The organism is Janthinobacterium sp. SUN118, assembly GCF_030397695.1.
GTDB lineage: Bacteria > Pseudomonadota > Gammaproteobacteria > Burkholderiales > Burkholderiaceae_D > Janthinobacterium.
On sequence record NZ_JAPUBV010000006.1, the window covers coordinates 68,590 to 93,542 of the forward strand.

Here is a 24,953-nt window from a genome sequence, read left to right on the forward strand (position 1 = left end):
TTGGGGATTACAGACCGCCGGCGGTCTTGACCAGGCCGAATACTTTGGTGTTGTCGATGGTGCCCAGGAAGGTTTCCGAACCCTTGCCGATGGCGCCCAGGAAGACGTCGGTGCCGCCGTGCGTTTCATTGCCGGCCGTGGTGCGGATGACCGCTTCCTGGTGGTAGGCATTGGCGCTGGTGACGGTTTCGTCGAGGCTGGCCATGGCGGCGCGGCTCGATTGCGTGCGGTTTTCGCCATTGCCGAAGCCGATGATCGAGTACGGTGCGCCATCGAGGTCCTTCTCGACCGCGCCGGTCACGTAGTTCTTCACCACGCCCAGCACGCCAGGATTGCCGGCGGCCGTCTTGCCCGTGCGCTTGGCGTAGCCGTTCAGCACCAGCGTATGGTCATGGTCGGCCGTGACGACGATCAGGGTATTGGCCAGGGTCGGGTCGCTGACCTTGGCTTTTTCGATGGCGGCCTTGATGGCGCTGTCAAAGGCGACCGTGTCCTGCAGGGCCTTCTTGGCCGTCGTTTCGTGCAGCGCATGGTCGATGCGGCCGCCTTCGACCATCAGGAAGTAGCCCTTCTTGTTTTTTGCCAGCACATCCATGGCCTTGGTGGTCATTTCCGCCAGGCTAGGTTCTTTCGCCGCGTCGCGGTCCAGGTCGTAGCTCATGTGGCTGGAGGTGAACACGCCGAACAGGCGCTCCGTCTTGGTCGCATCGACAGCCTTGAAGTCGGCGCCCGTGTTGGCGATGGTGTAGCTCTTCGCTTTCAATTCTGCCACCAGGTCGCGGCCGTCGGCGCGCTTGCCGCCGTCCTTGAACGGCTTGAAGAATTGTGCGCCGCCGCCCAGGACCACTTCCAGGCCGGTGGTGCCCAGCGCGCCGTTGTAGCCGGTGCCGCCCGGCACGAGGGCCGCGGCGATATCGTTTTCCAGGTCGCGGTGGCAGATGTGCGCATAGGTGGCCGCCGGCGTGGCGTGCGTCACGCGCGCCGTGCTGACGACACCGGCGGCGAAGCCCTTGGCCTTGGCCAGTTCCAGCAGGGTGGTGGCGGGCGTGCCGTTGCCGCTGCCGCATTTGTTGACCAGCTTGTTGCCGTTGGCGTCCGTGCCAGGATCGATGGCGACCGTGTTGGCCGACATCGAGATGACTTCATTGTTCATCTTGACGCCGGTCATGTAGGCGGCCATCGACGGCGCGCTGTCCGTCACTTGCGCGTCGTTCGAGAAGGTCTTGACGAAGGCCGTTTCCGGCAGGGTGTCCATGGTCAGCGAACCGTCTTCGCCTACCGAATAGATGCGCGCGGCCGTCATCGTGGTCAGGCCCATGCCGTCGCCGAGGAAGAAGATGACATTTTTCGGCGGCGCTTCTGGCGCAACGTCTTCTTTTTTGCTGTCGCTGCCGCAGGCGGCCAGCATCAGGGTGATGGCGACGCTGCAGCCAGCGACGGAAATTTTTCTGCGTGTCATGTGGTTCATCCGGCTAGGTTTGAAAGAGCTAGCAAGATAGCAATCCAATGTGACACCCTCATGACGCTGTAGCAGCTTGCGCCACGGCGCTACGCCGCGGCCGGTGATGTTGTTTTAGCGCACATCCTCGGTGGAAAAATACAGCGTGCCGCGCAAGGTGGCCGTTTTTCCCAGCCGCGTGCGCAAGACGGACGCCGGGGTTTCCTGCACGCCCGACTTGCTCGCCACGATATCGCCATGCGGCGCCTGCGCAGCGCTGGTCCAGGCGACGATATGCTCGAAATCGGGCCGGCTGTCGATGTGCTTGACGAGGAAGCGCTGCGTGCCGTCGCCCACCTGCAGGTAGCGCGCGCTGGCGCTAACGGCGGGCGCCGGGGAGAGCTGGCGCATCAGCAGGACGCGCTCGACGACGATGGCGGCATCGGCGTAGCCGGGCTCGGCTTGTCCATCCTTTTCGAAATGCCCGCGCACCACCGTGGCCCGGAACTGGCGCAGCGGCTGCGGCGCGTCCGGCAGCAGGCGCGCCAGCTCGAAGCGCTCGGGTTCCAGCGTCCACAGCGCCGTGCGGCCATCGAGCTGCGCGCGCAGCCGGGCATCGAGGGCGGGGTCGGCCAGGTGCACTTGCAGCACCACCTGGTAATCGTGGGGCGCATGGAACATCGGCAAATGCGAGGCATACAGCCCTTGCTGGCCGCCAAACAGCACCATGCCGTGCACGCCCCAGGTCGGGGGCGTGGCGTGGGCGAGGCTGGCAGCGAACAGGAACAGGGACAGGAAGAGGGGGCGCAGCATGGTTTTGATCGATGAGTTGGAATGCCACGATGATAGGGGCGGTATCATGAACGGTACAGCAACCATTTTTCACTTTTTGTATCCTGTCTGGAAATCATGATGAGCATGAGCCTTGCCGACCTGCGCGTGTTTTGCAGCGCCGCGCGCCAGCCGACCCTGGGCGCGGCGGCGCTGGAACTGCATGTGACGCCATCGGCCGTGTCGAAAGCCTTGCGCCGCCTGGAGGGCGCCGTGGGCGCGCCGCTGTTCGACCGGGCCGGCAAGCAATTGCTGCTCAACGACAGCGGCCGCCTGCTGCTGGCGCGGGCGCGCCCCTTGCTGGCGCTGGCCGAGCAGGCACGCCACGATGTGACGGGCGCGCGGGGCGCCATCGATGCCCGCATCGCCGGCCCGGCCCTGCTGCTGTGGCGCCATGCGGCGGCGCTGGCCTCGGCGCTGGACGCCTATCCGCAGGCCAGCCTGCGCCTGCAGCCCGCCTTCGAGGATGCGGCGCTGGCGGCCCTGGCGCGCGGCGATTGCCATGCGGCGCTGGTGACGCAGGAAGCCATCGCCCAGCGTGGCGGCGACTGGCCCGCCAGCTGGCAATGCAAGGCGCTGGGCAGCATGCGCATGCGGCTGGCGGCCGGGCGCTCGCATGCGCTGGCGCACGGCGTGCCGGCGGCGGCCGCCTGCGTGCCCTGCAGCCTGGACGAGGTCTTGCGCCATGCGTTCGCCAGTCCCACGCATTCCCTGCTGTGCGGCGAGGAGCGGGGCCGCCACGCCGATGGCTGGCGCGGCACGGCCGGGCGGACCATCCGCTACTGGAGCGACGACGTGCAGCTGCTGCTCGCTTATGTGCAGTCCGGCCGGGCGCTGGCCTACCTGCCGGACTTCGCCGTGCGCGCACACGATTTGCTGGGCGTCGAGGTGGCCGATGCCGTCGACTGCAGCGAGCAGGTGCTGCTCGTGTGGGATGGCGCGCTGGCGGGGCAGTGGCTGCACGCGGTGGCTGAACAGTTGTTGATTGCACCGATTTAAGCAACAAACAATTGCGAAATACCGGGTTTTTCTACCGGATTGAGCAACGTAAGATGCAGTCATCCCAACTTCTTGTGAAGGCGCATCATGTTCTCCAAATCCATTACCAGCATCCTTGTTGCCAGCGTGTTTGCCGCCGGCGCCGCCTCGGCCGCCGCCAGCGCCCCATTGACCCTGGACGTGTTCAACCCGGGCGAAGCGGCCATCTTCCCCGTCGCTTCCGTGCTGGTGGCCGGCAAGCATGACGCCGTGCTGATCGACGCGCAATTCTCGCGCGCCGAAGCGCAAAAGCTGGTGGAAAAGATCCGCGCCAGCGGCAAGAAACTGACGACGGTCTACATCAGCCACAGCGATCCCGATTTTTACTTTGGCCTCGACGTGATCAAGGCTGCGTTCCCGCAGGCAAAAATCGTTGCCACGCCGGAAACCGTGGCGGAAATCCGCCGCAAGGCCGATGCCAAGGTCGCCTACTGGGGCCCGATCCTGAAAGACAATGCGCCGCACGCCATCGTCATCCCGGAAGCGCTGAAGGGTCAGCGCATCACGCTGGAGGGCCAGTCGCTGGACATCGCCGGCCCGACGCCATCGCGCACCTATGTGTGGATTCCGTCGATCAAGGCCGTCGTCGGCGGCGTGGTGCTGTTTGGTAACTTGCACGTGTGGACGGCCGATACGCAAAGCCTGCAATCGCGCCAGGACTGGCTCAAGACCCTCGATGGCATCGCCGCGCTGAAGCCTGTCACTGTCGTGCCCGGCCACTTCAAGGTCGGCTCGCCGCTGACGCCGGACAGCATCGGCTTTACGCGCGACTACCTGGTGACGTTCGAGGCGGAAACGGCGAAGGCCGCCAATTCCAACGCGCTGATCGCAGCGATGAAGCGGCACTATCCGGCGCTGGGCCTCGATGGCGCGCTGGAAACCAGCGCGAAGGTCGCCAAGGGTGAAATGAAATGGTAAGCAGCAAGGACGTCGCCATGCCTGTGCTGCATTACATTTTCGATCCCCTGTGCGGCTGGTGCTATGGCGCCGCTCCGCTGGTCGAGGCGGCGCGCGCCGTGCCCGGCCTGACGGTGGCGTTGCACGGCGGCGGCATGATGACGGGCAGCAATCGCCGCCAGATCACGCCCGAATGGCGCGGCTATGTGCTGCCGCATGACCGGCGCATCGAGCAACTGTCGGGCCAGCCGTTTGGCGACGCCTACCTGAACGGCTTGCTGAACGACACCACGGCCATGATGGATTCCGCGCCGCCGATCACGGCCATCCTGGCCGCGCAAGACCTGGCCGGCAAGGGCCTGGACATGCTGCACCGCCTGCAGCGCGCCCATTACGTGGAAGGCTTGCGCATCGCCGACCTGCCCGTGCTGGTGCTGCTGGCGCAGCAGCTGGGCCTGGACGGCGCCGCCTTCGACGCCGCGTATGCGCGGCAGGCTGGCGCCGCCACCGAGCAGCACATCGCCGCCAGCCGCGCCCTGCTGGCGCAGGTGGGCGGCCAGGGCTTCCCCACGTTCGTGCTCGACGATGGCGCAGGCAAGCTGTCCGTGATCGATATCGGGGGCTTTCTGGGCCAGCCGGCGAAGTGGCAGGCGCAGCTCGGTGGCGCGTGCGGCGCCGCCGGCTGCGCAGTGTAGGTTGACATTGTAAATACCTATCGACTCGATAAAATCAATTAGCTTTTCCTTTGTTGTTGCACTCGTTACACTGATTTCATCAGCCAACAACGAAGGAAAAGCAGTCATGAGCCAACAGCCGCCATTCAGCACCGCCTCGGGCATTCCCGTCGCCGACAACCAGAATTCCATCAGCGCCGGCCCCCGCGGCCCCTTGCTGCTGCAAGACTTCCACCTGATCGAAAAACTCCAGCATTTCAACCGCGAGCGCATTCCCGAGCGCGTCGTGCACGCGAAAGGCTCGGGCGCCTACGGCACCTTTACCGTCACGCACGACATCTCGCGCTACACCAAGGCGAAATTGTTTGCCGAAGTGGGCAAGCAGACGGCCACCTTTGCCCGCTTTTCCACGGTTGGCGGCGAGCGCGGCAGTGCCGACACGGAACGCGACCCGCGCGGTTTCGCCGTGCGCTTTTATACGGAAGAGGGCAACTGGGATTTGGTCGGCAATAACACGCCGATGTTCTTCATCAAGGACCCGATCAAGTTCCCCGATTTCGTCCACACGCAAAAGCGCGATCCGCGCAGCAATTTGAAATCGGCCGAGATGATGTTCGACTTCTGGAGCCATGCGCCGGAAAGCTTGCATCAGGTCACCATGCTGTTCTCGGACCGCGGCACGCCGGACGGCTACCGTCACATGGATGGCTTCGGCAGCCACACGTATAGCCTGATCAATGCCGACGGCCAGCGCGTGTATGTAAAATGGCACTTCAAGACGCGCCAGGGCATCCGTAACCTGTCCGCGGCGGAAGCGGGCCGTCTGGCGGGAGACGACCCCGACTATGCCCAGCGCGACCTGTTCGGCGCCATCGCGCGCGGCGATTTCCCGCAGTGGGAAGTCAAGCTGCAGGTGGCGACACAGGAGCAACTCGATGCATGGGAGCAGCGCACGGGCTGGAACCCGTTCGACTTGACGAAGGTGTGGCCGCATGCGGACTTCCCGCTGCTGCCCGTGGGGATTTTCGAGCTGAACCGCAATCCCGACAATTACCATGCGGAAGTCGAGCAAGCGGCGTTCTCGCCGGCCAACGCCGTACCGGGCATGGGGTATTCGCCGGACAAGATGCTGCAAGGCCGGCTGTTCGCCTACCACGACGCCCAGCTGTACCGGGTCGGCACCAACCACCAGCACTTGCCCGTGAATGCGGCCCGTTGCCCCTTCCATAACCAGCAGCGCGACGGCAGCATGGCGATCAGCAATGGCGGCGCGGCGCAAAACTATGCGAACGTGGCGGCGGCAGGCACGCAGCCGCAAGGCCTGGGCCATGGCGAGCCGGCGCTGGCGCTGGACGGCGGCGCGGCGCGCTACGATGGCCGCGGCGCGGAAGATGATTACACGCAGGCAGGCAATCTGTTCCGCCTGATGTCGGCCCAGGCCAGACAGAACCTGTTCGATAACCTGGCAGGACCGTTGAGCCAGGTGCGGGCGGAAACCCTGCAGCGTCAACTCGGGCACTTCGACCGGGCCGATGCCGCGTATGGCGCCGGCGTGCGGGCGGCGCTGGCGGCGCGCGGCGTGGCGCTGTAATCCACGACACAGGCGGAGCAGGATTGTTCCGCCTGTTGTTGATATAGCACAAATTAACAGTTGATATTAAATATTGCCATGTGGACATATTTGTCGTCCATGCGTAGACTTGTCGGTCTGATGATCGCGCCCCTGTCGGCGGCGCCCTGACTAGAAAGTCTTGCAATATGAATATGGCCAAGTTGTCGGTGCATGGGGATGACCCCACGCTCAAATCCATCCTCGAAGTCTTGCCTTCCGATCCCGAACGCGAATGGCGCAAGGGCGAGGCCAAGGCGGGCGGCCGCGTCTACCTCGATTCCGGTTTCGAAGTGATCATCGCGCAGGCGGCCAAGTCGCAAGTCTTGCCCTCGCGCATACGCAGCTACCTGGCCGAATGCCGTTCGCGCGGCGTCACGTTCACCATGCCGCGCATCGTGGCCGAACTGCAGCTGGAGCTGCGCGGCGACGACACGCTCGATGCGCCGCTCGACCTGACCCTGGCCGACATGCAGCACCTGACGGAGATGGGCATCAGTGTGAGCATCGCCACGCGGGCCGTCGCGGCCTGACAGTGGCCTGAGGTATCGAGACATGACAATGGCCGCCGGTCCAGGGCGGCCATTTTTCGTCAGGGCTCGGCCAGGTCGACCGTCACCATATTGTCGTCCGGCTTGCGGTCGATCAATTTATTGTCGGGATCGATGCCGGCCTTGGCCGGCCGTCCATTGACGATCACCGTATAGCTGGCCTCGCGCGCCGTCATGCGCTGGCGTTCGCGCAGCAGCGGATGGCCATTCGCGTCATCGACGCCGATCTCGATCAGGTCGTGCAGCGGCGCATCCTGTTCTTCTCCCTGCTCACCGGCAATCAGCTTGCCCGCCTGTACCTTCACGGTGACGGCATACTTGCCGTCGCTGCGTTTGGTGGCCGTGGCGGACAGGGCGCGGTTGTCGAACAGCACGATTTTCTCGAACAGATCGTCGATCAGGTAAGCCTGCTCGGGCGGCGTGACCTTGCGCAAGCCGTCGATCAGGGCCGTCACGCTCGCGTATGGCGGGCCTTTCTGGCCGTAGCTGGCGAGCAAGTCGCGCAGCACGCCGTTGACCTTGTCTTCGCCGATGATGTCCTGCAGCAAATACATGGCCAGGCTGCCCTTGTGGTAGTGGATGTAGGCCTGGTTTTCATTCTCGGCCAGCGGCAATTCCTTCTTGCGTTCGCCGCTGCGGCCCGACAGGTATTGATTCAGGTCATAGCGCAGGAAGCGGCGCATCTTGGCCGGGCCCACGGTTTTCTTCATCACCATCAGCGCCGAATACTCGGCCAGCGTTTCGCTGAGCACGGTGGCACCCCGCGTGTTGCCCCCTACCAATTGATGCGCCCACCACTGGTGCGCCACTTCATGCGCCGTGACGTAGAACGGGTAGTCGAGGTCCTTGGGGTTCTTGTCGTCGACCTTGGCGATAAAACCCAGTCCTTCCGAATACGGGATGGTGTTCGGGAACGACTGCGCGAAGCTGACATAGCGGGGGAACTCGACGATGCGCAGCACCTTGTGCTGGTAGGGGCCGAACTGCTTCGTGTAATACTCGAGCGCTTCCTTGCTGCCGCGCACGAAGCGGTCGAGGTTGTACTCATGTCCGGGATGGTAAAACACGTCGATGGCCACATCCTGCCAGCGTTCGTGCCTGACGGCATAGCGGGCCGACTGGATCGAATAGAAATTCAGGATGGGCCGCTCCATCGTGTAATGGAAGTAATGGCGGCCATTGGCGATCCAGTCGTTGTCCAGCATTCCCGGCGCGATGGCCGTCTGGCCGTCGACGGTGCTGACGGTGGCGTCGAAGTTGATGCGGTCGGCATCGTTGCTGACGTAATTCTCGGCCAGTCCCTTCGCATCGTCGCGCGGCAGGGCCCGTTCACGCGCCGGCAGGCCGTGTTTCTTGCGGTCGCGCGGGTCCGTCAGCTCCAGCTGCGCCTGGTAACCGATATGCGGCAGCACGGCATTCGTGAAGAAGGTGCCGTTGGCCACCACGGGCGTGTCCTGGCCCAGGCCGAAGATGCCGCGCGGCGCGTAGCTGATGTCGAAATCGAGGCCCAGGGTGGCGCCCGGCGCCAGCGGCGCGGCCAGGCGGTAGCTGTAAAAGCCCAGCTGGCCGTCATCGAGGCCGGGATGCACGCGCGCATCGAAGCGCAGGCGCATGCTGGCGCTCGGGTCTTGCTGCACGAGAATCTGGCTGATCGGCAAGCTGGTCTTGTTTTGCAGCACGTAGCGGCCCTTGACGACCAGGGTGCGGCGCGCCGGGTAGATGGCCACGTCGAGCTTGACGTCGGTCACCTTCGGCTGCGGCGCGGCGGCAAACTTGCGGTACTGGCGCTCGAAGCTGGCGCGGTCCGCATCGCGCGCGTAGTCGGACTTGTAGTCGTTGGCCACGTGGAAGACGTAGAACAGCACGCCGCCGGCGCCGACGAAGAGCAGCAGGCCGGCGGCAAAGCTGGCCAGCACGGGCCGCGTCAGCGCATGGCGGGCCAGGCGCAGGCGGATGCGCCAGCTGTCCTGCGCGCCGCGGGGCCAGAACAGCAGCGACAGCACCATCAGCATCACGGCCGCGCCGCTCCAGTACAGCAGGTACCAGCGCTCGCGCAGCACATAGTGGCCGGCGCCGTTCATGGCCGAGTACACGAAGTCCGGCGTGCTGCCGTACAGCAAGAGCGGGTCGCCCAGGCCCAGCGAGCCCACGCTGACGCTGGCGATGTAGTACAAAATCATGGCGAAATACGCCAGGTACTTGTGATTGATCAATACCTGCAAGAACAGGGCCAGCACGGCGATCAGCACGTAGTAGGGCAGGTGCGACAGGAACAGCGATTCCACGTACAGGCCGGGATCGAGGCGGTAATAGCCCTTGACGATCTGGATCGACATGCCGCACAGCATGATGACCAGGCTCAGCAAGGCTTGCAGGCCGATCAGCGCAAACAGTTTCGACAGCAGCGGCAGCCAGTTCGGCACGGGCAGGGCGTCGAGCATCAGGTGGATGCGCGCTTCGCGTTCGCGCCACACCAGCTCGCCCGCATAGAAGGTGGTGATCACCAGCATGAACAGGGCGAACGAGGCGCTGACCATTTCCAGCACCTTTTCCGTCACCGGATAGGTGTTCGTGCCATACATGGAGCCCATGTCGAGCGCGCCCGCATACATGGTCAGCACGCCGGCGAGCACGATGACGACAAAATAAATGTTCTTGATGGTTTCGCGCAGGTTCAGCCAGCTCAGCTTGACGAGCAGGGCGGCCAGGTTGCGCTGCGCGAAGTCCGGCGTTTCCTGCGTCGCCAGCGAGGCGCTCGACAGGCGCAGCGGGGCGTCGCCCTCGCCGTGGCGCTTCGAGGCGCCCGCGTCGGGCGAGGCATGGAAGTGGAAGCGCCAGTAGCCGAGCAGCAAGGCCACGAGGGCAAAGCCGGACCAGATGGCGCGGTTCAGCAGGTACACGCCTTCCAGCGTCACCAGGCGCGTATTGCGCTCCGCATTCGGCCAGTATTCCGTCAGGCGTATCAGCGCCGTCGTGCCGAAGGGGTCGATCAGGGCGGCCAGGGTCTTGTAGTCGAGGTCGCGCGCCAGCGACGGCGCCACCAGGTAGCCGATCAGCATGACCACCGAGCTGATATACACGGGCAGCATGCGCCGCGTCAGCGCGGCGATGACGAAGAAGATGGCGCCAAAGATGAACAGGTTGGGCAGCAGGGTGAACGCATACGGCATCAGGTAGGCCAGCACCCGCTGCGGCCCCAGCCGTTCCGGATCGATGCCGGGCAGCCAGGCGCCCAGCCAGGCGCCCAGCACGATGCTGGAAAACACCACGGCCAGCACCAGGTAGGCGCCGAGAAAGCGGCCGAAAACATACTGGTATTTCCTGATCGGCGCGCTGAAGAAGAAATGCTGCATGCCGTACTCGAAATCCTGCTGCACCGAGCGGCCCATCATGGCGGCCACCACCACGGCGCCGAAGCAGCCCAGCAGGCTGCACGTAAACGCCAGCGAGCGCGGCGCATTGATCAGGAACTTGCCGCCGAAACTGACGCTCGCTTCCTTGAAGACGCCGCCGGCGGCCGCCATCCACAGCATGGACAGGGCCAGGAACATGGCGAAATACACCCAGGTGGACAGCAGCTTGAGCCGCTGTCGCGCTTCAAAGCGGGCGATGGCAAACATGGCCGCCCCCTCAGTCGCACTGCGGGGCGACGCGGTGACGCCCGGCAATGGTGGCGAAATACAGGTCTTCCAGGTCGCCGATGGCTTCCTCGAAGCCGTCGCCCGGGTCCTCGTCGCTGTAGACGTGGATCAGGGTGCGGCCCGACAGCAGGCGCGTGGAAATGACGGCGTGGCGCTGCTGGAAGCTGGCCAGCTCCTTCTTGTCGACAAAGCGGGCCCAGATCTTGTAGCTGACTTCGTCGATCAATTCCTGCGTCTTGCCGCACAGCAGCAAGTGGCCCTTGTTGATGATGGCCATGTTGGCGCACAGGTCGGCCACGTCGGACACGATGTGCGTCGACAGGATCACCGTCTTGTCTTCGCCGATGTCGGACAGCAGGTTGTGGAAGCGCACGCGCTCCTGCGGGTCGAGGCCGGCAGTCGGTTCGTCGACGATGATCAGTCTTGGGTCGCCCAGCAGGGCTTGCGCGATGCCGAAGCGCTGGCGCATGCCGCCGGAAAAACTGCCGAGGCGCTGGTGGCGCACGTCGAACAGATTGGTTTGCTGCAGCAGGCCGTCGACCACTTCGCGCCGGCGCGCCCGCTGCGACAGGCCTTTCAGGGTGGCAAAGTGGTCGAGCAGCTCGTAGGCCGTCACTTTCGGGTACAGGCCGAAGTCCTGCGGCAGGTAGCCCAGCATGCGGCGCACCTCGTCCTTGTCGTCGAGCACGTCGTAGTCGCCGAAGAAGACGGAGCCGGAATCGCATTCCTGCAAGGTGGCCAGGGTGCGCATCAGTGTCGACTTGCCGGCGCCGTTCGGGCCCAGCAAGCCAAACATGCCCGGTGGTATCGTCAGCGAGACGTTGTCCAGCGCCACCACGCCATTCGCGTAGGTTTTCGACAATTTGCGGATCTGCAATTCCATACAACTCCTAACTCATGCTGTTGCGGCCCTGCGCCAGGCAGGCGGTCCAGGGCTTCTCTATGCTGGCATTGTATTGAATTTAAGACGTACTGGGCAGTTGCATGCGATACACGGCATTTTCGCGTGCCCAGAGTGCAATTGGCAGGGGTGGACGGCGCGCCGGATCCGGCCTTTCCGGGCGCGCCGCGTGAGTGTCAGTTGCGGAACAAAACCGATTCCCGGTTAAACCACCAGCGGCACAGCATCAGCAGCGCGCCCGCGATGACCGTGGTCGAGGCGAGGATCACGCCGAACATGCGGTAATCCATGGTGCCTTTCACCAGCTCCTTCATGGCCAGCGAGACATTCGTCAGCGGCACCATGGCCCAGATCCAGTTCAGCTCGACGCCGGGCAGCATGGCCGCCACCGTGGGCAGGATGACAAACAGCATCAGCGGCGTGATCAGGCCGGCCGCTTCCTTGTAGCTTTTCGCATAGATCGAGATCGACAGCAGCAGCGAGGCGAAGATGGCGGCCGTCGGCACCAGCATCAGGGTCACCATGGCCAGGTCGGGCAAGCCGATGCTATGCACGAGGATGGCCATGTGGCCTTCCAGCGAACTGCCGAAGATGGCCAGCAGGGCGCCCATGCTGCCCACCATCAGCACGGCCGAGGTCATGCCGACGGTAAACAGCACGAGGAACTTGGCCAGCACGATGGCGCTGCGCGGCACGGGCGCCAGCAGCAGGGTTTCCAGCGTGCCCCGTTCCTTTTCGCCGGCGCCCAGGTCGATGGCCGGATACATGGCCGCCGTCAGGCACACCATCAGCAGCAGGTAGGGCACCATGCCGCCGATGATGGCGCCCATCTGCTCGCGCTCGTCGGCCGTCGATTGCCGCTCGAGCACGATGGGGTTGAGGGCGAAGGCCAGCTGGGCCGGGCTGAGCTTGAGCGCCGACAGGGCGTCGGCGCGCAGGCTGGCGTTGTAGGCGTCGACGATCTCGCGCACCCGCTGCTGGGTTACATCGACCGTGCTGGCGCTGTTGTAATGCAAGGTGACCTTCGCCTGCTCCTGTTGCAGCAAGGTATCTTCAAAGCGCGGCGGAATGACCAGCGCGAACTTGATGCTGTCGTCGCCGATGGCGCGGCGTATCTCGGCCTCGCTGGCCAGCGGCACTTCGCGCAGGTTGTGCTGCTGGGCGAAACGCGCGCTCAGGCCCGGTGAATGGTCCTTGCCGAACAGGGCGTAGCGCATTTCCGCCGTCTTGGCATTCTTGAACATATTGCTCGAGACATAGGCAAAGCCGCCAAAGATCAGCGGCATGGCGAAGATGGGAATGAGGATCGTGAAGATCAGCGTCTTGCGGTCGCGCGTCAGTTCCAGCAATTCTTTCAGATAGATGGTCCACATGGCGTCAGGCTCCCTGGTTGATGACGCTGACAAAGGCGTCGTACAGGTCGGCGCTGCCGCCCAGATGGCGCAGCGCGTCGACCGTGCCGTTGAAGGCCGTGGTGCCGCGGTTGATGATGCAGACCCGGTCGCACAGCTTTTCCACCTCGTGCAGGTGGTGGGTGGAAAAGATCAGCGGCACGCGCAGCGCCTTGTAGCTGGCGATGAAGTCGAGCAGGATCTTCGCCGACATCACGTCCAGGCCCGTCGTCGGTTCGTCGAGGATCACCACTTGCGGCTCATGCACGACGGTGCGGGCGATCGCGCACTTCTGTTTCATGCCCGTCGACAGCTGGTCGGCCCGCTTGCTGCCGTACTCCTCCATCTGCAGCAGGGCGAACAGCTCGTCGCAGCGGCGTTTCAGCTTGTCGGCCGGCATGCCGTGCAGGCGGCCGAAGTATTCCACGTTCTCGCGCGCCGTCAGGCGGCCGTACAGGCCCGTCGAGCCGGACAGGAAGCCGATGCTCTGGCGCGCCACCAGCGGCTGCTGCAGCACGTCGACACCGTTGACGAGGGCGCTGCCCGCGTCCGCCTGCAAGGCCGTCGACAACAGGCGCAGGGTGGTTGTCTTGCCGGCCCCATTCGGTCCCAGCAAGCCCAGCACTTCACCGGGAGCGCAGCTGAAACTGACGTCGCGCACGGCGTGGAACCAGCCGTCATGCTCGCGCGGGTCGCTGACGTGCACGGCCTTGCCCTTGTGGGGCGGCAGGCGAAAACGTTTTGCCAGGTGCTTGACCTCAATCATGTAATTCATCCATTCGACGGGGAAGAACGAGAGTAGCATGCAAAAAATGTAACTTGCAAGATGGAAATATCGTTTGGTCTATTGAAAAAAACAGCATCTTCATGCAAGCTGGCCCGGTAGGCGCCGGCAGACGGCGCGGGAGAGTGCAATGCAAACGATCGATCAGGCGATGCAGGACAGGGTGCTGGCCGTGGCGCGCGCCGGCATGACCAGTGCCGAAGCCATCGGTTTCTTTCGCGTCAGCCTGGGCCTGTATTACCTGGCCGGCCTGATGACGGAGGAAACGCTCGATTTCAAGCAGATCGACGCCCGTTACAACCGGTTCATTTACCACTCGATTGGTGGCGGGCACAGCATTGCCAGCGTGCTGCAATTCATGAGCGGCGAAAAAGTCTTGCGCGTGCTGCAATCGGAGCGCTTCCTGGCCGCCTTCGGCCAGCATTGCCCCGATATTCCCGTCGACAGCATTTCCTTCCTCATTTCGCTGAACCTGGGCGTGGCGAAAAGCCTGTCCGGCCTCGACGCCGTCGGTCCCGTGGTGGACTGGATCGAGCGGGAAAAAGCGCGCACAAGTCAATAAAGCCCCGTTCGCCCTGCGCGCGACGTGGGCATGCCGGGCCGCGATCGTCCTATAATTCATGTTTTCCTACTCATGAGCATAGCCACGATGACCGCGAACCGCTACTTTCACCCCCTGGATCGTTTGATTGTCGGCGCCGACAAGGCCTTGCGCGTCATGGCGGGCGTGGCGTCCGCCTCGCGCCCTTCGCCGGCCGCGCATGCGCCGGACGCGGAACTGAGCGCGGCCGAGCAGCGCCACAGCGCCGGTTTGATGCGCGTCAACCATGTCGGTGAAGTCTGCGCGCAAGCCTTGTACAACTCGCAGGCGCGCTATGCGCACAGCCCGGCCATCCGCGCCCAGTTCGACGAGGCGGGCCGCGAAGAGGAAGACCACCTGGCCTGGACGGCGCAGCGCCTGACGGAGCTGGGCTCGCGTCTGAGCCTGCTCAATCCCCTGTGGTATGCGGGATCGTTTGCGCTGGGCACCATCGCCGCGCGCATGGGCGACGGCCGCAGCCTGGGATTCGTGGTGGAAACGGAGCGCCAGGTGGAAGCGCACCTGGCCAGCCACCTGGAAGAATTGCCGCCGCAGGACGCCAAATCGCGCGCCATCGTCAAGCAGATGGCCATCGACGAGGTCGAGCACGGCGCCGCCGCCCAGCGCCTGGGCGCCATCGACACCCCGGCGCCGGTGAAGGCGCTGATGGGCATCATGGGCAAGGTGATGACGAAAACCGCGTATTACATTTAAAACAAAGGCGCTCTGAAGAGCGCCTTTTTTATGCATGCCTGAGCCGTGAAACGCCTGACAAAACCGTAGCGAGCGGAAGGGAGAGGTGGTCGAGAAGCGCAACCGTGCAAGGGCACGGTGAGCATCGCAGGCCGCCTATACCGACGCGCAGTAGGTTTGGTCAGGCGCTTTCTTCGATGATCTCGAAGGAATGCGTAATCTCGGCGGTTTTCGCCAACATGATAGACGCTGAGCAATATTTGTCATGCGACAAGGCCACGGCCCGTTCCACGGCCGTCGGTTTCAGGGCCTTGCCGCGCACGGTGAAGTGGAAGTGAATCTTGGTAAACACTTTCGGATCGGTCTCGGCGCGGTCGGCCTTCAGCGTCACTTCGCAGCCGCTGACGGCCTCGCGTCCCCGTTTCAGGATCAGCACCACGTCATAGGCGGTGCAGCCGCCCGTGCCCAGCAAGACCATTTCCATGGGGCGTGGCGCCAGGTTGTGGCCGCCGCCATCGGGCGCGCCATCCATGGTCACCAGGTGGCCGGAACCCGTTTCTGCCCGAAAACTCATGCCCGACGGGCCATTCCAGCTGACTTTGCATTCCATCGTACTCTCCGAAAATTGTAAGCGTTTTGTATTGTAATAGAGGAACGCCCGTCCATGTGCCGCCCGCCGGGCCGCAGCCGGCCTCGATTGCGGCTTGACGCGGCAAGGCAAAGCCGCTTATACTTGTCGGCTTTCCGTTCGCTCAGGAAAAGTAAATAAGGCAGAGTCCGCACAGCAACATCGGCGGAACCACCATTTGAGCGTGTAATCTATTAGGAAGTCAACATGAAAACATTTTCCGCTAAAGGACATGAAGTCCAGCGCGATTGGTTCGTGGTTGACGCGACGGACAAAGTCCTCGGACGTGTTGCCAGCGAAGTGGCACTCCGACTGCGCGGCAAACACAAACCAGAATTTACTCCTCACGTCGATACCGGCGACTTCATCGTCGTCATCAACGCAGGCAAACTGCGTGTGACCGGTACCAAAGCTACTGAGAAAATTTACTACCGTCACTCTGGCTATCCAGGCGGCATCTACGAAACCAACTTCCAGAAAATGCAACAGCGTTTTCCAGGTCGCGCGCTTGAGAAAGCGGTCAAAGGCATGCTGCCTAAAGGCCCACTCGGCTACGCAATGATCAAGAAGCTGAAAGTGTACGCGGAAGGTTCCCATCCGCACGCTGCTCAGCAACCTAAAGCACTTGTTCTCTAAGGAACTGACATGATCGGTAATTACAATTATGGAACCGGCCGTCGCAAAAGTGCAGTGGCTCGGGTTTTTATCAAAGTTGGCACAGGCTTGATCGTTGTTAACGGCAAACCAGCAAACGAATACTTTTCGCGCGAAACGGGTCTGATGGTCATCCGTCAACCACTGGAACTGACCGGCAATGTCGAGCGTTTCGACATCAAAGTCAACGTCCATGGCGGCGGTGAGTCGGGCCAGGCTGGTGCAGTTCGTCACGGCATCACCCGCGCTCTGATCGACTACGACGCAGCGTTGAAACCGGAACTGGCAAAAGCCGGCTTCGTGACCCGCGATGCACGTGAAGTCGAGCGTAAAAAAGTTGGTCTGCGCAAAGCACGTCGCGCAAAACAATTCTCGAAGCGTTAATTTTTACGCTGCAGCACCTTCCCGGTGCTGGTCGAAAAGCCGCTGGACTTCGGTCCCGCGGCTTTTTTGCATTTCAGCGTGACTCTGCGTTGCGCTGTAAAATACGCGGAAAACCCGTGGGGACCGTTTCCCCTCCATCTCTATGCAATATATACACAAGGAAAGAACATGATCAAAGTTGGCATCGTCGGCGGCACTGGATACACGGGCGTGGAGTTGCTGCGCCTGCTCGCTACCCATCCAGATGTCGAGTTGACGGCGATTACCTCGCGCAAGGAAGATGGCTTGCCCGTTGCCGACATGTATCCTTCCCTGCGTGGCCACGTGAAACTGGCGTTTTCCTCGCCCGACAAAGCCAATCTGGAACAGTGCGACGTGGTCTTCTTTGCCACCCCGCATGGTGTTGCGATGGCGCAAGCGCCAGCCCTGCTGGCCGCGGGCGTGAAAGTGATCGACCTGGCCGCCGACTTCCGCCTGAAGGACCAGGCCAAGTTCGAGCAGTGGTACAAGATTCCCCACACGGCGCCCGAGCTGATAGCCCAGGCCGTGTATGGCTTGCCGGAACTGAACCGCGACGATATCAAGCAGGCCAGACTGGTCGCCAACCCCGGCTGCTATCCGACCACCATGCAGCTGGGCTTTTACCCGCTGCTGAAGGCGGGCCTCGTCAACGCGGGCGGCTTGATCGCCGACTGCAAGTCGGGCGTGTCCGGCGCCGGCCGCAAGGCGGAAATCGGCATCCTGTTCTCGGAAAGCAGCGACAGTTTCAAGGCCTATGGCGTGGCCGGCCACCGCCACCTGCCGGAAACGACGGCGCAATTGCAGCGCTTCACGGACGAGAAAGTGGCGCTGACCTTCACGCCGCACCTGGTGCCGATGATACGCGGCATGCATTCGACCCTGTACGCGCAGCTGAACAAGGACGTCAGCAATGGCGAATTGCAAGCCTTGTTCGAAGAGCAATACAAGGACGAGCCTTTCGTCGACGTCATGCCATTCGGCTCGCATCCGGAAACCCGCTCCACGCGCGGCTCGAACATGCTGCGCCTGGCCTTGCACCGTCCCGAAGGCGGCAACACCGTCATCGTGCTCGTCGTGCAGGATAACCTGGTCAAGGGCGCGTCGGGCCAGGCCGTGCAATGCATGAACTTGATGTTTGGCTTGAAGGAAACGGCTGGTTTGCAACATATCGCCGTGATGCCTTAAATATGGGCATATAGGCACCAGTGCTTGTGCAGGTCCGGCGTCTTTTTGCCGGACCTGTGATAAATTGGACTGCCGCGTACCCCGATAGGATGACGTTCATGTTCGAGCGCAATGCGAAAAACCCCATCGACACCCTGATCGGCGCCTCGACGCGGATCGAGGGCGACTTGCTGTTTTGCGGCGGCTTGCGCATCGATGGCCATGTGCGCGGCAACGTCACGGGCGAGCCGGGCGAACCCACCTATGTGGTGCTGGGCGAAGCGGGCCGCATCGACGGCGAAGTGCGCTGTTCGTGCCTGGTCGTCAGCGGCGAGATCAACGGGCCCGTGTACGTGTCCGAAATGCTTGAAATCCAGCCGAAAGCCCGCATTGTAGGTGAGGTCTATTACAAGGTGCTGGAAATGCACAGCGGCGCATTGGTGCAGGGCAAGCTGAGTCGCCACGACAGCGCCGACCCCGTGCTGCACCTGGCCGTGTCGGAAATGTGAGCAGGAACAACACCGTCCAGCCGCATCAGCGGCAGCGGCAGCGCGAGTTGCGCCAACAGTCTATAATGACTTAATGTTTTCTAGTAGGAGTGCCTGATATGAATGCCGTCGCTGAAATGCAAGATGTGATCCCTTCGCCTATTATCTTTACCGACAGCGCCGCCGAAAAAGTCGCGCAGCTGATCGAAGAAGAAGGCAATCCCGACCTGAAATTGCGCGTGTTCGTGCAGGGTGGCGGCTGTTCCGGCTTCCAGTACGGCTTCACCTTCGATGAAATCGTCAATGAAGATGACACCACCATGGTCAAGAACGGCGTCCAGCTGTTGATCGATTCCATGAGCTACCAGTACCTGGTCGGCGCGGAAATCGACTACAAGGATGACCTGGAAGGCGCGCAATTCGTGATCAAGAATCCGACTGCGACGTCGACCTGCGGTTGCGGTTCCTCGTTCTCGGTATAAGCACACCTGAGAAAGTGCCCATGGCGGCATTGCATGGGCTTGCCCTGAAGATTGTTCAGGCACGCTTGTAAGAATGTTGGGCAAGTAAGAAAATAGCGGATCGATGATCCGCTATTTGTGTTTCTCGAACGCTTGTTCCTTGTTAACGTGGATACAGCGCGCCGAGCACCCGCAGTCCCTTCGCTCCCGTCACGGCCGGCAAGTTGCCCGGCTTGCGCTGTGTAAAGCGCCAGGCCAGCCAGGCGAATGCCAGCGCCTCGACCTGGCTGGGCGCCACGCCCAGCGCTGCCGTCGATGCCACCGCCATGCCCGGCAATGCGCGGGCCAGGGCCGCCATCAGGCTGGCGTTTTGCGCGCCGCCGCCGCACACATACACGGTTTCCGCCTGCGCCCCATCGCGCGCGATGGCGTGTGCCAGGCTGGCGGCCGTCAGCTGGGTCAGCGTGGCTTGCACGTCGGCGGGGCTGGCGCCGGGGTGGCTGGCCAGTTTGCTGTTGAGCCACTCGGCGTGGAACAGGTCGCGGCCCGTGCTTTTCGGCGCCGGCAAGGCAAAATACGCTTCATTGAGCAGCTCGGCCAGCAGGGCAGGCAAGACTTTGCCCGTGGCGGCCCAGGCGCCGTTGGCGTCGTAGGGCTGTCCCAGGTGCTGCAAGACCCAGCCATCCATCAGCGCGTTGCCGGGGCCCGTATCGTAGCCCGTCACCGTGCCATCCGCATGCAGCACGCTGATATTGCCGATGCCGCCGATATTGGCCACCACGCGCGTGTGGCCGGGCGCATTGAAGACGGCCTGGTGAAAGGCGGGCACCAGCGGCGCGCCCTGGCCGCCGGCTGCCACGTCGCGGCTGCGCAAGTCGGCGATGACGTCGATGCCCGTCAGTTCGGCCAGCAGGGCCGGATTGTTCAACTGGCGCGTAAATCCCAGTTCGGGGCGGTGGCGGATGGTCTGGCCATGCGCGCCGATGGCGGCGATGGCGTCCGGGCCGATGCCCGCATTATCGAGCAGCACGGCGACGCAGTCGGCGTAATGGCGCACCAGCGCGTTGGCGGCCAGCGCCTCGCGTTCGATTTCATCGTGCCCCGCGCCTTGCAGCGCCATCAGGTCGGCGCGCAGGCTGGCGGGAAAGGCAATATACGCGTCGCCCAGGCTGCGCACGCCGCCATCGTCAGAAAAGTCGACCAGCGCGCCATCGACGCCATCCAGGCTGGTGCCAGACATTAAACCGATATACAGCATGGGTGTTTCCTCGCGTGCGTAAGTGATGGTATGGATTGTGCCGCATTTGTGCCGTACGCAAAAGCGCACGGGAAGCACGCGCACAAAAAACAAAGGCACCGGCCATCTGCATGGGCGGTGCCTTAGTCTATTGCCCGAAGGCAGTGTCGCTTAGCGCGACGCCAGTGCCGTGTCGTTCGGACGCAGCAGGGTGAAGCGGTGCATCATGTCGGCCGACACCATGCGGAAGCGGCTCAGCTCGGCGGCCGTCAGCGGCGCCTGTGCTTGTACGTTCAGCTTGCTTGGGTCTTGTGCCACGCCGCCGACGCGGAATTCATAGTGCAGGTGGGCGCCCGTCGACCAGCCGGTGGTGCCGACGTAGCCGATCACATCGCCCTGGCTCACTTTCTGGCCTTTTTTCAGGCCGGAAGCGAAGCGGCTCATGTGGGCGTAGGCCGTCGTGTAGTTGGCCCAGTGTTTCAGGACAACAACATTGCCGTAGCCGTTTTGCATGCCGACGGAATCGACCACGCCGTCGCCCGAAGCGCGGATAGGCGTGCCCGTTGCTGCAGCAAAATCGATGCCTTTATGCGCTTTCCAGTTGCCGGAAATCGGGTGCACGCGCATGGAGAAGCCGGACGAGATGCGGGAAAATTCGAGGGGGGATTTCAGGAAGGCTTTTTTGAGGGACTTGCCGTCGAAACTGTAGTAACCGCCGCCTTGCTTGCTGGCTGGGTCTTCGAACCAAACGGACTGGTAAGTCGTGCCGCGGTTGGTGAATTCACCGGCCAGGATGCGGCCCGCTCGGACGAATTCGCCATCTTGCCAGAACGTTTCGTAGACAACGTTAAACGAGTCGCCGCGTTTCAGGTCGGAGCGGAAGTCGATATTGGTGGAGAACATTTCCACGATTTGCGCGGAAATCGAGTCTGGCAGGCGGGTGCCGTCCAGGCTGGAGTCGGTGGCGGCGAACAGGGTGGAGGTAATCTTGCGCGCGTGCATTTCAACGCGGCGTTCCAGCTGGGCTGCCACTTCCGTGGCCACGAACTTGTCGCCCTTGCGGGTGATCAGGATGTTCTTGACCGATTTGTCGGTGCCGTCGACGAGCGTGGCGCGCATCCAGTTGAGGTCGCCGTTTTCGGACGTTTGCGCTTGCACGCGCTTGCCCGATTTCAGCAACATCACGCCGCGCGCGATCTTGTCGGTCTTGATGAAATTGGCGGCCGCCGCATCATCCACGCCGAGACGGGTCAGCAGGGTGGCGAGGGTATCGCCGGCGCGGACTTTTTCTTCGTGGGTGAAATTCTGGTCTACCTGTTCCATCGCGGAAATTTGCGAGGCGAGGTCAGGCATTTCCAGGTTCTGGGCGATCGACTTGACCGGCAGGTCGGACGCGTCGGGCGCCAGCGGGGCCACACCGGCCGCGCCGAAGGCGACCACGGCGAGCAGCACTGCCGACACGCCAATAATGCGTGCCTTGCGTGTCGTCGCCAGCTGTGTGTACAAGCGTGAGCCTGTGATTTTATGTATAGGGTTCATGCAATCAGTTAAAATTTGCCCTTGAACGATACCTGAACTAGCGCTCTTTGTTATTGTTATTTTGATTCGTTTTCATACGGCAAGATTGATGGGATCGAGCATTATAGCAAACTCCGCAAACCTACTACCATTTTGAGATCTACAGTCAAATTTTATGGAAATCAACACCACCGCATCGCCTACAAAGGCTAACGCAGCTCAGACCGCGCTTCCGCTGTCGGACAGAGTACAAGAAGCCCTCGCGATTACCAAGCGTGGCGTCGACGAACTCTTGATCGAAAGCGAATTTGCGCAAAAATTAGCACGCTCCGAGAAAACGGGCGTTCCGCTGCGCATCAAACTGGGCCTGGACCCGACTGCACCCGACTTGCATCTGGGCCATACCGTGGTACTGAACAAGATGCGCCAGCTGCAAAACCTCGGCCATCAAGTCATTTTCCTGATCGGCGATTTTACTTCCATGATCGGCGACCCTTCGGGCCGCAACGTCACGCGCCCGCCGCTGACCAAGGAACAGATCGAGATTAACGCGATGACGTATTTCGCGCAAGCATCTTTAGTGTTGGACGCCAGCAAGACCGAAATCCGCTATAACTCGGAATGGTGCGATCCGCTGGGCGCGCGCGGCATCATCCAGCTCGCTTCCCACTACACGGTGGCGCGCATGATCGAGCGCGACGACTTCACCAAGCGCTTCCAGGGCGGCATTCCAATTTCCGTGCATGAATTCCTGTACCCGCTGATGCAGGGCTACGACTCGGTGGCGCTGAAGTCGGACCTGGAACTGGGCGGCACGGACCAGAAGTTCAATCTGCTGGTGGGTCGCGAACTGCAAAAGCAGTACGGACAGGAACAGCAGTGTATTTTGACCATGCCGCTGCTGGAAGGTTTGGACGGCGTGGAAAAAATGTCCAAGTCGAAGAACAATTACATCGGCATCACGGAACCGGGCAACACCATGTTCGCCAAGCTGATGAGCATTTCCGACGTCATGATGTGGCGCTACTACGAGCTGCTGTCGTGGCGCTCGATCGGCGAACTGGCGCAGCTGAAGAGCGAAGTGGAAGGCGGCCGCAATCCGCGCGACGCCAAGGTTGCGCTGGCGCAAGAAATCGTCGCCCGCTTCCACTCGCAGCAGGCGGCGGAAGATGCGCTGGCCGATTTCGTCAACCGCTCGAAGGGCGGCATTCCCGACGATATCCCGGAAGTGACGCTGGCCGGCGCGCCGCTGGGCATCCCGCAATTGCTGAAGCAGGCAGGCCTGTGCCCGTCGACGTCGGAAGCCATGCGCATGATCGAGCAGGGCGGCGTGCGCATCGACGGCACCGTCATCAGCGACAAGGGCTTGCAAGTGGCGGCGGGCGTGCTGGTGTTGCAAGTTGGCAAGCGCAAGTTTGCGCGCGTCACCTTGACGGCATGATCGCGCTGCTGCAGCGCGTCACGCAGGCGAAGGTCGATGTTGCCGGCGCCACCATCGGCGCCATCGACGGGGGCCTGATGGTGCTCGTGTGCGCCGAGCGCGGCGATACGGAGAAGGAAGCGGATGCCTTGCTGGCCAAGCTGCTCGGTTACCGCGTCTTTGCCGACGCGGCGGGCAAGATGAACCGCAGCGTGACGGACGTGGCCGGCGGCTTGCTGCTGGTGCCGCAGTTCACGCTGGCGGCCGATACCAAGTCCGGCACGCGCCCGTCGTTCACGCCGGCCGCCGCGCCGCAGGACGGCTTGCGCCTGTTCACGCATTTCGTGGAACAGGCGCGCAGCCGCCATGCGACCGTGCAAACGGGGCAGTTCGGCGCCGACATGCAGGTGTCGCTGACGAATGACGGGCCCGTCACGTTCTGGCTGCAAGTGAATGCCAAATAAACCTGCTGCGCGTCGCCATGTGCGGCCTGCGATGCTCCTGTGCTTCCAGCACAGTTGCGCTTCTCGGCCCCGACTGGCTGCCGCTCACCACGGTTTGTTGCTGAAATTATAACTATAAAGAGGAGCAAGCGATGAAGTTGTGGAGCGAGACCTTTCGTGATGGCGGCCTGATGCCGGCCGAATATGCTTTTGCCGAGATCGATCCGGCCAGCCGCGTGCGCCTTGCCGGCAACCGCAATCCCCACCTGGCCTGGGACGAGGTGCCGAATGGCACCGAGTCGCTGGTGTTGTTCTGCATCGATCCCGATGCGCCGCAGGACGCCAGCCTCGTCAACCGCGACGACCGGACCTTGCCGCTGGCCGCGCCGCGCGGCGACTTTTACCACTGGAGCTTGCTCGATATTCCCTTGGCCATGCGGGCCATTGCCGCTGGCGAGTTTTCCAGCGGCATCACGCCCCATGGCAAGACGGCCGCTGGCGGACCGCTGCAATTGCGCCAGGGTCTCAACGACTACACGGGCTGGTTTGCCGGCGATGCCGCCATGGCAGGCGACTATTATGGCTACGATGGCCCGTGTCCGCCGTGGAATGACGAACGCATCCACCACTATATCTTCCGCCTGTATGCGCTCGACGTGCCGCGTCTGGACTTGCCCGAGCGTTTTACGGGGCAGCAAGCCTACGCTGCCATTTACGGCCACATTCTTGACGAAGCGCAACTCGTCGTCGCCTACTCGCTCAACCCCGAGCTGGCACTTACCTTGAAAACATGAGCACAACCATTTTATTGATACGCCATGGCGAAACGGCCTGGAATGCGGACCGCCGCCTGCAGGGCCATATCGACATCGCCCTGAACGAGGCGGGCCTGGCGCAGGCGGCCGCGCTGGGGCAGGCGCTGGCTGACGAGCCGCTGGTTGCCATCATCGCCAGCGATCTGCAACGCGCGCAGCAGACGGCGCAAGCCGTGGCCGACGTGCAGCAGTTGCCGGTGCAGACAGACCCCTTGCTGCGCGAGCGCTGCTATGGCGCCTTCGAAGGCTTGCTGTATGCGGACATCGCCGCGCGCTATCCGCACGAGTATGCGCAATGGCAATCGCGCCAGATCGACGCCGTGATGCCTTCCGGCGAGCGCCAGGCCGAAAGCTTTCGCCAGTTCTATGCGCGCGCGAATGGCGCCATCGCCCGCTGGACCCAGCAGTATGAGGGCCAGACGATCGCCATCGTGGCGCACGGCGGCGTGCTCGAGTGCGCTTACCGCGAGGCGGTGGGCATGACGCTCGACAGTCCACGTGACTTCCAGGTAAAAAATGCCAGCGTGAACCGCTTTTCGTACGCGGACGGCAAGCTGCATTTAGTGCACTGGGGAAATATCGAACACCTGAGCGCGCCCGCAATGGACGAGCTGGGCTAAGAGCGGGGCCAGTGCCGCCATGGCCCCATTTTGCTGTGCTGCACAAGCGCGATGCACGCCCTGGCGCACTGA

The 24,953-nt window shown here is 62.8% G+C and carries 25 protein-coding genes; 16 read left to right on the forward strand and 9 right to left on the reverse strand.

The window, feature by feature from the left end; all coding sequences use genetic code 11:
• Window positions 1-7: 7 nt before the first annotated feature.
• Together O0880_RS25965 and O0880_RS25970 are read right to left on the reverse strand one after the other, a co-directional pair.
• Window positions 8-1,408, reverse strand: coding sequence for an alkaline phosphatase (locus O0880_RS25965; protein WP_232251324.1), 1,401 nt, complete (start codon window positions 1,406-1,408; stop codon window positions 8-10).
• A gap of 165 nt (window positions 1,409-1,573) precedes the next feature.
• Window positions 1,574-2,251 carry a hypothetical protein gene (locus O0880_RS25970; protein WP_289889400.1) on the reverse strand — a complete coding sequence of 226 codons (678 nt, stop codon included), beginning with the start codon at window positions 2,249-2,251 and terminating at the stop codon, window positions 1,574-1,576.
• Window positions 2,252-2,347: 96 nt separating this feature from the next.
• Between O0880_RS25970 and O0880_RS25975 the strand changes: the two genes are divergently transcribed.
• The 5 genes from O0880_RS25975 to O0880_RS25995 all read left to right on the forward strand — a co-directional run bounded on the left by O0880_RS25975 (window position 2,348) and on the right by O0880_RS25995 (window position 7,020).
• Entirely contained in the window at window positions 2,348-3,268 is a 921-nt protein-coding gene (locus O0880_RS25975; RefSeq protein WP_289889401.1) for a LysR family transcriptional regulator, read from the forward strand.
• 87 nt (window positions 3,269-3,355) lie between these two features.
• The gene (locus O0880_RS25980; RefSeq protein WP_289889402.1) at window positions 3,356-4,225 is read left to right on the forward strand and encodes an MBL fold metallo-hydrolase; all 870 of its coding nucleotides are present in this window, start codon (window positions 3,356-3,358) and stop codon (window positions 4,223-4,225) included.
• Between the two features lie 17 nt (window positions 4,226-4,242).
• Window positions 4,243-4,899 (forward strand): DsbA family protein, encoded by a 657-nt coding sequence (locus O0880_RS25985; protein ID WP_289889403.1) that lies wholly within the window; start codon window positions 4,243-4,245, stop codon window positions 4,897-4,899.
• A gap of 106 nt (window positions 4,900-5,005) precedes the next feature.
• Window positions 5,006-6,469 (forward strand): catalase, encoded by a 1,464-nt coding sequence (locus tag O0880_RS25990; RefSeq protein ID WP_289889404.1) that lies wholly within the window; start codon window positions 5,006-5,008, stop codon window positions 6,467-6,469.
• Window positions 6,470-6,642: 173 nt separating this feature from the next.
• Entirely contained in the window at window positions 6,643-7,020 is a 378-nt protein-coding gene (locus tag O0880_RS25995) for a hypothetical protein (protein ID WP_156894961.1), read from the forward strand.
• Between the two features lie 59 nt (window positions 7,021-7,079).
• Here the strand turns inward: O0880_RS25995 and O0880_RS26000 are convergent, their stop codons facing one another.
• The 4 genes from O0880_RS26000 to O0880_RS26015 form a co-directional block, all read right to left on the reverse strand.
• Window positions 7,080-10,658 (reverse strand): M1 family aminopeptidase, encoded by a 3,579-nt coding sequence (locus O0880_RS26000; RefSeq protein ID WP_289889405.1) that lies wholly within the window; start codon window positions 10,656-10,658, stop codon window positions 7,080-7,082.
• A 10-nt stretch (window positions 10,659-10,668) separates the two neighbouring features.
• Window positions 10,669-11,562 carry an ABC transporter ATP-binding protein gene (locus tag O0880_RS26005; RefSeq protein WP_071325407.1) on the reverse strand — a complete coding sequence of 298 codons (894 nt, stop codon included), beginning with the start codon at window positions 11,560-11,562 and terminating at the stop codon, window positions 10,669-10,671.
• A gap of 194 nt (window positions 11,563-11,756) precedes the next feature.
• Entirely contained in the window at window positions 11,757-12,953 is a 1,197-nt protein-coding gene (locus O0880_RS26010; protein ID WP_071325406.1) for an ABC transporter permease, read from the reverse strand.
• Window positions 12,954-12,957: 4 nt separating this feature from the next.
• Complete coding sequence (locus O0880_RS26015; RefSeq protein ID WP_289889406.1) at window positions 12,958-13,737, reverse strand: ATP-binding cassette domain-containing protein; 780 nt, start codon at window positions 13,735-13,737, stop codon at window positions 12,958-12,960.
• Window positions 13,738-13,885: 148 nt separating this feature from the next.
• Between O0880_RS26015 and O0880_RS26020 the strand changes: the two genes are divergently transcribed.
• Window positions 13,886-14,317, forward strand: a complete 432-nt coding sequence (locus tag O0880_RS26020) for a hypothetical protein (RefSeq protein ID WP_071325405.1) — start codon at window positions 13,886-13,888, stop codon at window positions 14,315-14,317.
• 87 nt (window positions 14,318-14,404) lie between these two features.
• The gene (gene coq7 / locus O0880_RS26025) at window positions 14,405-15,049 is read left to right on the forward strand and encodes a 2-polyprenyl-3-methyl-6-methoxy-1,4-benzoquinone monooxygenase (RefSeq protein ID WP_071325404.1); all 645 of its coding nucleotides are present in this window, start codon (window positions 14,405-14,407) and stop codon (window positions 15,047-15,049) included.
• 160 nt (window positions 15,050-15,209) lie between these two features.
• On the opposite strand, the gene O0880_RS26030 is transcribed toward coq7, so the two are convergent.
• Complete coding sequence (locus O0880_RS26030) at window positions 15,210-15,638, reverse strand: OsmC family protein (protein ID WP_071325403.1); 429 nt, start codon at window positions 15,636-15,638, stop codon at window positions 15,210-15,212.
• 225 nt (window positions 15,639-15,863) lie between these two features.
• On the opposite strand from O0880_RS26030, the gene rplM reads away from it, so the two are divergent.
• From rplM to erpA, 5 genes are all read left to right on the forward strand, one after another.
• Window positions 15,864-16,292: a 50S ribosomal protein L13 gene (rplM, locus tag O0880_RS26035; protein ID WP_010393282.1), complete on the forward strand. Its 429-nt coding sequence runs from the start codon at window positions 15,864-15,866 to the stop codon at window positions 16,290-16,292.
• 9 nt (window positions 16,293-16,301) lie between these two features.
• Window positions 16,302-16,694, forward strand: a complete 393-nt coding sequence (rpsI, locus tag O0880_RS26040) for a 30S ribosomal protein S9 (protein ID WP_010393285.1) — start codon at window positions 16,302-16,304, stop codon at window positions 16,692-16,694.
• A gap of 168 nt (window positions 16,695-16,862) precedes the next feature.
• Window positions 16,863-17,900 carry an N-acetyl-gamma-glutamyl-phosphate reductase gene (gene argC, locus O0880_RS26045; RefSeq protein ID WP_289889407.1) on the forward strand — a complete coding sequence of 346 codons (1,038 nt, stop codon included), beginning with the start codon at window positions 16,863-16,865 and terminating at the stop codon, window positions 17,898-17,900.
• A 98-nt stretch (window positions 17,901-17,998) separates the two neighbouring features.
• Window positions 17,999-18,388, forward strand: a complete 390-nt coding sequence (locus O0880_RS26050; protein ID WP_289889408.1) for a polymer-forming cytoskeletal protein — start codon at window positions 17,999-18,001, stop codon at window positions 18,386-18,388.
• 98 nt (window positions 18,389-18,486) lie between these two features.
• The gene (erpA, locus tag O0880_RS26055; protein ID WP_029496047.1) at window positions 18,487-18,849 is read left to right on the forward strand and encodes an iron-sulfur cluster insertion protein ErpA; all 363 of its coding nucleotides are present in this window, start codon (window positions 18,487-18,489) and stop codon (window positions 18,847-18,849) included.
• Between the two features lie 142 nt (window positions 18,850-18,991).
• On the opposite strand, the gene O0880_RS26060 is transcribed toward erpA, so the two are convergent.
• Together O0880_RS26060 and O0880_RS26065 are read right to left on the reverse strand one after the other, a co-directional pair.
• Window positions 18,992-20,086 carry an anhydro-N-acetylmuramic acid kinase gene (locus tag O0880_RS26060; protein WP_289889409.1) on the reverse strand — a complete coding sequence of 365 codons (1,095 nt, stop codon included), beginning with the start codon at window positions 20,084-20,086 and terminating at the stop codon, window positions 18,992-18,994.
• A 150-nt stretch (window positions 20,087-20,236) separates the two neighbouring features.
• Window positions 20,237-21,604: a M23 family metallopeptidase gene (locus tag O0880_RS26065; protein ID WP_071325400.1), complete on the reverse strand. Its 1,368-nt coding sequence runs from the start codon at window positions 21,602-21,604 to the stop codon at window positions 20,237-20,239.
• A gap of 154 nt (window positions 21,605-21,758) precedes the next feature.
• Between O0880_RS26065 and tyrS the strand changes: the two genes are divergently transcribed.
• The 4 genes from tyrS to O0880_RS26085 all read left to right on the forward strand — a co-directional run bounded on the left by tyrS (window position 21,759) and on the right by O0880_RS26085 (window position 24,881).
• Entirely contained in the window at window positions 21,759-23,024 is a 1,266-nt protein-coding gene (tyrS, locus tag O0880_RS26070) for a tyrosine--tRNA ligase (RefSeq protein WP_289889410.1), read from the forward strand.
• The gene (gene dtd, locus O0880_RS26075; RefSeq protein WP_289889411.1) at window positions 23,021-23,467 is read left to right on the forward strand and encodes a D-aminoacyl-tRNA deacylase; all 447 of its coding nucleotides are present in this window, start codon (window positions 23,021-23,023) and stop codon (window positions 23,465-23,467) included. The genes tyrS and dtd overlap by 4 nt, the downstream gene beginning before the upstream one ends.
• A gap of 131 nt (window positions 23,468-23,598) precedes the next feature.
• Window positions 23,599-24,240: a YbhB/YbcL family Raf kinase inhibitor-like protein gene (locus O0880_RS26080; RefSeq protein WP_071325397.1), complete on the forward strand. Its 642-nt coding sequence runs from the start codon at window positions 23,599-23,601 to the stop codon at window positions 24,238-24,240.
• Window positions 24,237-24,881, forward strand: a complete 645-nt coding sequence (locus O0880_RS26085; RefSeq protein WP_289889412.1) for a histidine phosphatase family protein — start codon at window positions 24,237-24,239, stop codon at window positions 24,879-24,881. Before O0880_RS26080 ends, O0880_RS26085 begins: the two co-directional genes overlap by 4 nt.
• Window positions 24,882-24,953: the final 72 nt, after the last annotated feature.

What these genes read in the sequence shown, in the direction of transcription:
- O0880_RS25965 (WP_232251324.1), bottom strand. Translation starts at nt 1,408, where the DNA reads ATGCTGGCCGCCTGCGGCAGCGACAGCAAAAAAGAAGACGTTGCGCCA.
- O0880_RS25970 (WP_289889400.1), bottom strand. Translation starts at nt 2,251, where the DNA reads ATGCTGCGCCCCCTCTTCCTGTCCCTGTTCCTGTTCGCTGCCAGCCTC.
- O0880_RS25975 (WP_289889401.1), top strand. Translation starts at nt 2,348, where the DNA reads ATGATGAGCATGAGCCTTGCCGACCTGCGCGTGTTTTGCAGCGCCGCG.
- O0880_RS25980 (WP_289889402.1), top strand. Translation starts at nt 3,356, where the DNA reads ATGTTCTCCAAATCCATTACCAGCATCCTTGTTGCCAGCGTGTTTGCC.
- O0880_RS25985 (WP_289889403.1), top strand. Translation starts at nt 4,243, where the DNA reads ATGCCTGTGCTGCATTACATTTTCGATCCCCTGTGCGGCTGGTGCTAT.
- O0880_RS25990 (WP_289889404.1), top strand. Translation starts at nt 5,006, where the DNA reads ATGAGCCAACAGCCGCCATTCAGCACCGCCTCGGGCATTCCCGTCGCC.
- O0880_RS25995 (WP_156894961.1), top strand. Translation starts at nt 6,643, where the DNA reads ATGGCCAAGTTGTCGGTGCATGGGGATGACCCCACGCTCAAATCCATC.
- O0880_RS26000 (WP_289889405.1), bottom strand. Translation starts at nt 10,658, where the DNA reads ATGTTTGCCATCGCCCGCTTTGAAGCGCGACAGCGGCTCAAGCTGCTG.
- O0880_RS26005 (WP_071325407.1), bottom strand. Translation starts at nt 11,562, where the DNA reads ATGGAATTGCAGATCCGCAAATTGTCGAAAACCTACGCGAATGGCGTG.
- O0880_RS26010 (WP_071325406.1), bottom strand. Translation starts at nt 12,953, where the DNA reads ATGTGGACCATCTATCTGAAAGAATTGCTGGAACTGACGCGCGACCGC.
- O0880_RS26015 (WP_289889406.1), bottom strand. Translation starts at nt 13,737, where the DNA reads ATGATTGAGGTCAAGCACCTGGCAAAACGTTTTCGCCTGCCGCCCCAC.
- O0880_RS26020 (WP_071325405.1), top strand. Translation starts at nt 13,886, where the DNA reads ATGCAAACGATCGATCAGGCGATGCAGGACAGGGTGCTGGCCGTGGCG.
- coq7 (WP_071325404.1), top strand. Translation starts at nt 14,405, where the DNA reads ATGACCGCGAACCGCTACTTTCACCCCCTGGATCGTTTGATTGTCGGC.
- O0880_RS26030 (WP_071325403.1), bottom strand. Translation starts at nt 15,638, where the DNA reads ATGGAATGCAAAGTCAGCTGGAATGGCCCGTCGGGCATGAGTTTTCGG.
- rplM (WP_010393282.1), top strand. Translation starts at nt 15,864, where the DNA reads ATGAAAACATTTTCCGCTAAAGGACATGAAGTCCAGCGCGATTGGTTC.
- rpsI (WP_010393285.1), top strand. Translation starts at nt 16,302, where the DNA reads ATGATCGGTAATTACAATTATGGAACCGGCCGTCGCAAAAGTGCAGTG.
- argC (WP_289889407.1), top strand. Translation starts at nt 16,863, where the DNA reads ATGATCAAAGTTGGCATCGTCGGCGGCACTGGATACACGGGCGTGGAG.
- O0880_RS26050 (WP_289889408.1), top strand. Translation starts at nt 17,999, where the DNA reads ATGTTCGAGCGCAATGCGAAAAACCCCATCGACACCCTGATCGGCGCC.
- erpA (WP_029496047.1), top strand. Translation starts at nt 18,487, where the DNA reads ATGAATGCCGTCGCTGAAATGCAAGATGTGATCCCTTCGCCTATTATC.
- O0880_RS26060 (WP_289889409.1), bottom strand. Translation starts at nt 20,086, where the DNA reads ATGCTGTATATCGGTTTAATGTCTGGCACCAGCCTGGATGGCGTCGAT.
- O0880_RS26065 (WP_071325400.1), bottom strand. Translation starts at nt 21,604, where the DNA reads ATGAACCCTATACATAAAATCACAGGCTCACGCTTGTACACACAGCTG.
- tyrS (WP_289889410.1), top strand. Translation starts at nt 21,759, where the DNA reads ATGGAAATCAACACCACCGCATCGCCTACAAAGGCTAACGCAGCTCAG.
- dtd (WP_289889411.1), top strand. Translation starts at nt 23,021, where the DNA reads ATGATCGCGCTGCTGCAGCGCGTCACGCAGGCGAAGGTCGATGTTGCC.
- O0880_RS26080 (WP_071325397.1), top strand. Translation starts at nt 23,599, where the DNA reads ATGAAGTTGTGGAGCGAGACCTTTCGTGATGGCGGCCTGATGCCGGCC.
- O0880_RS26085 (WP_289889412.1), top strand. Translation starts at nt 24,237, where the DNA reads ATGAGCACAACCATTTTATTGATACGCCATGGCGAAACGGCCTGGAAT.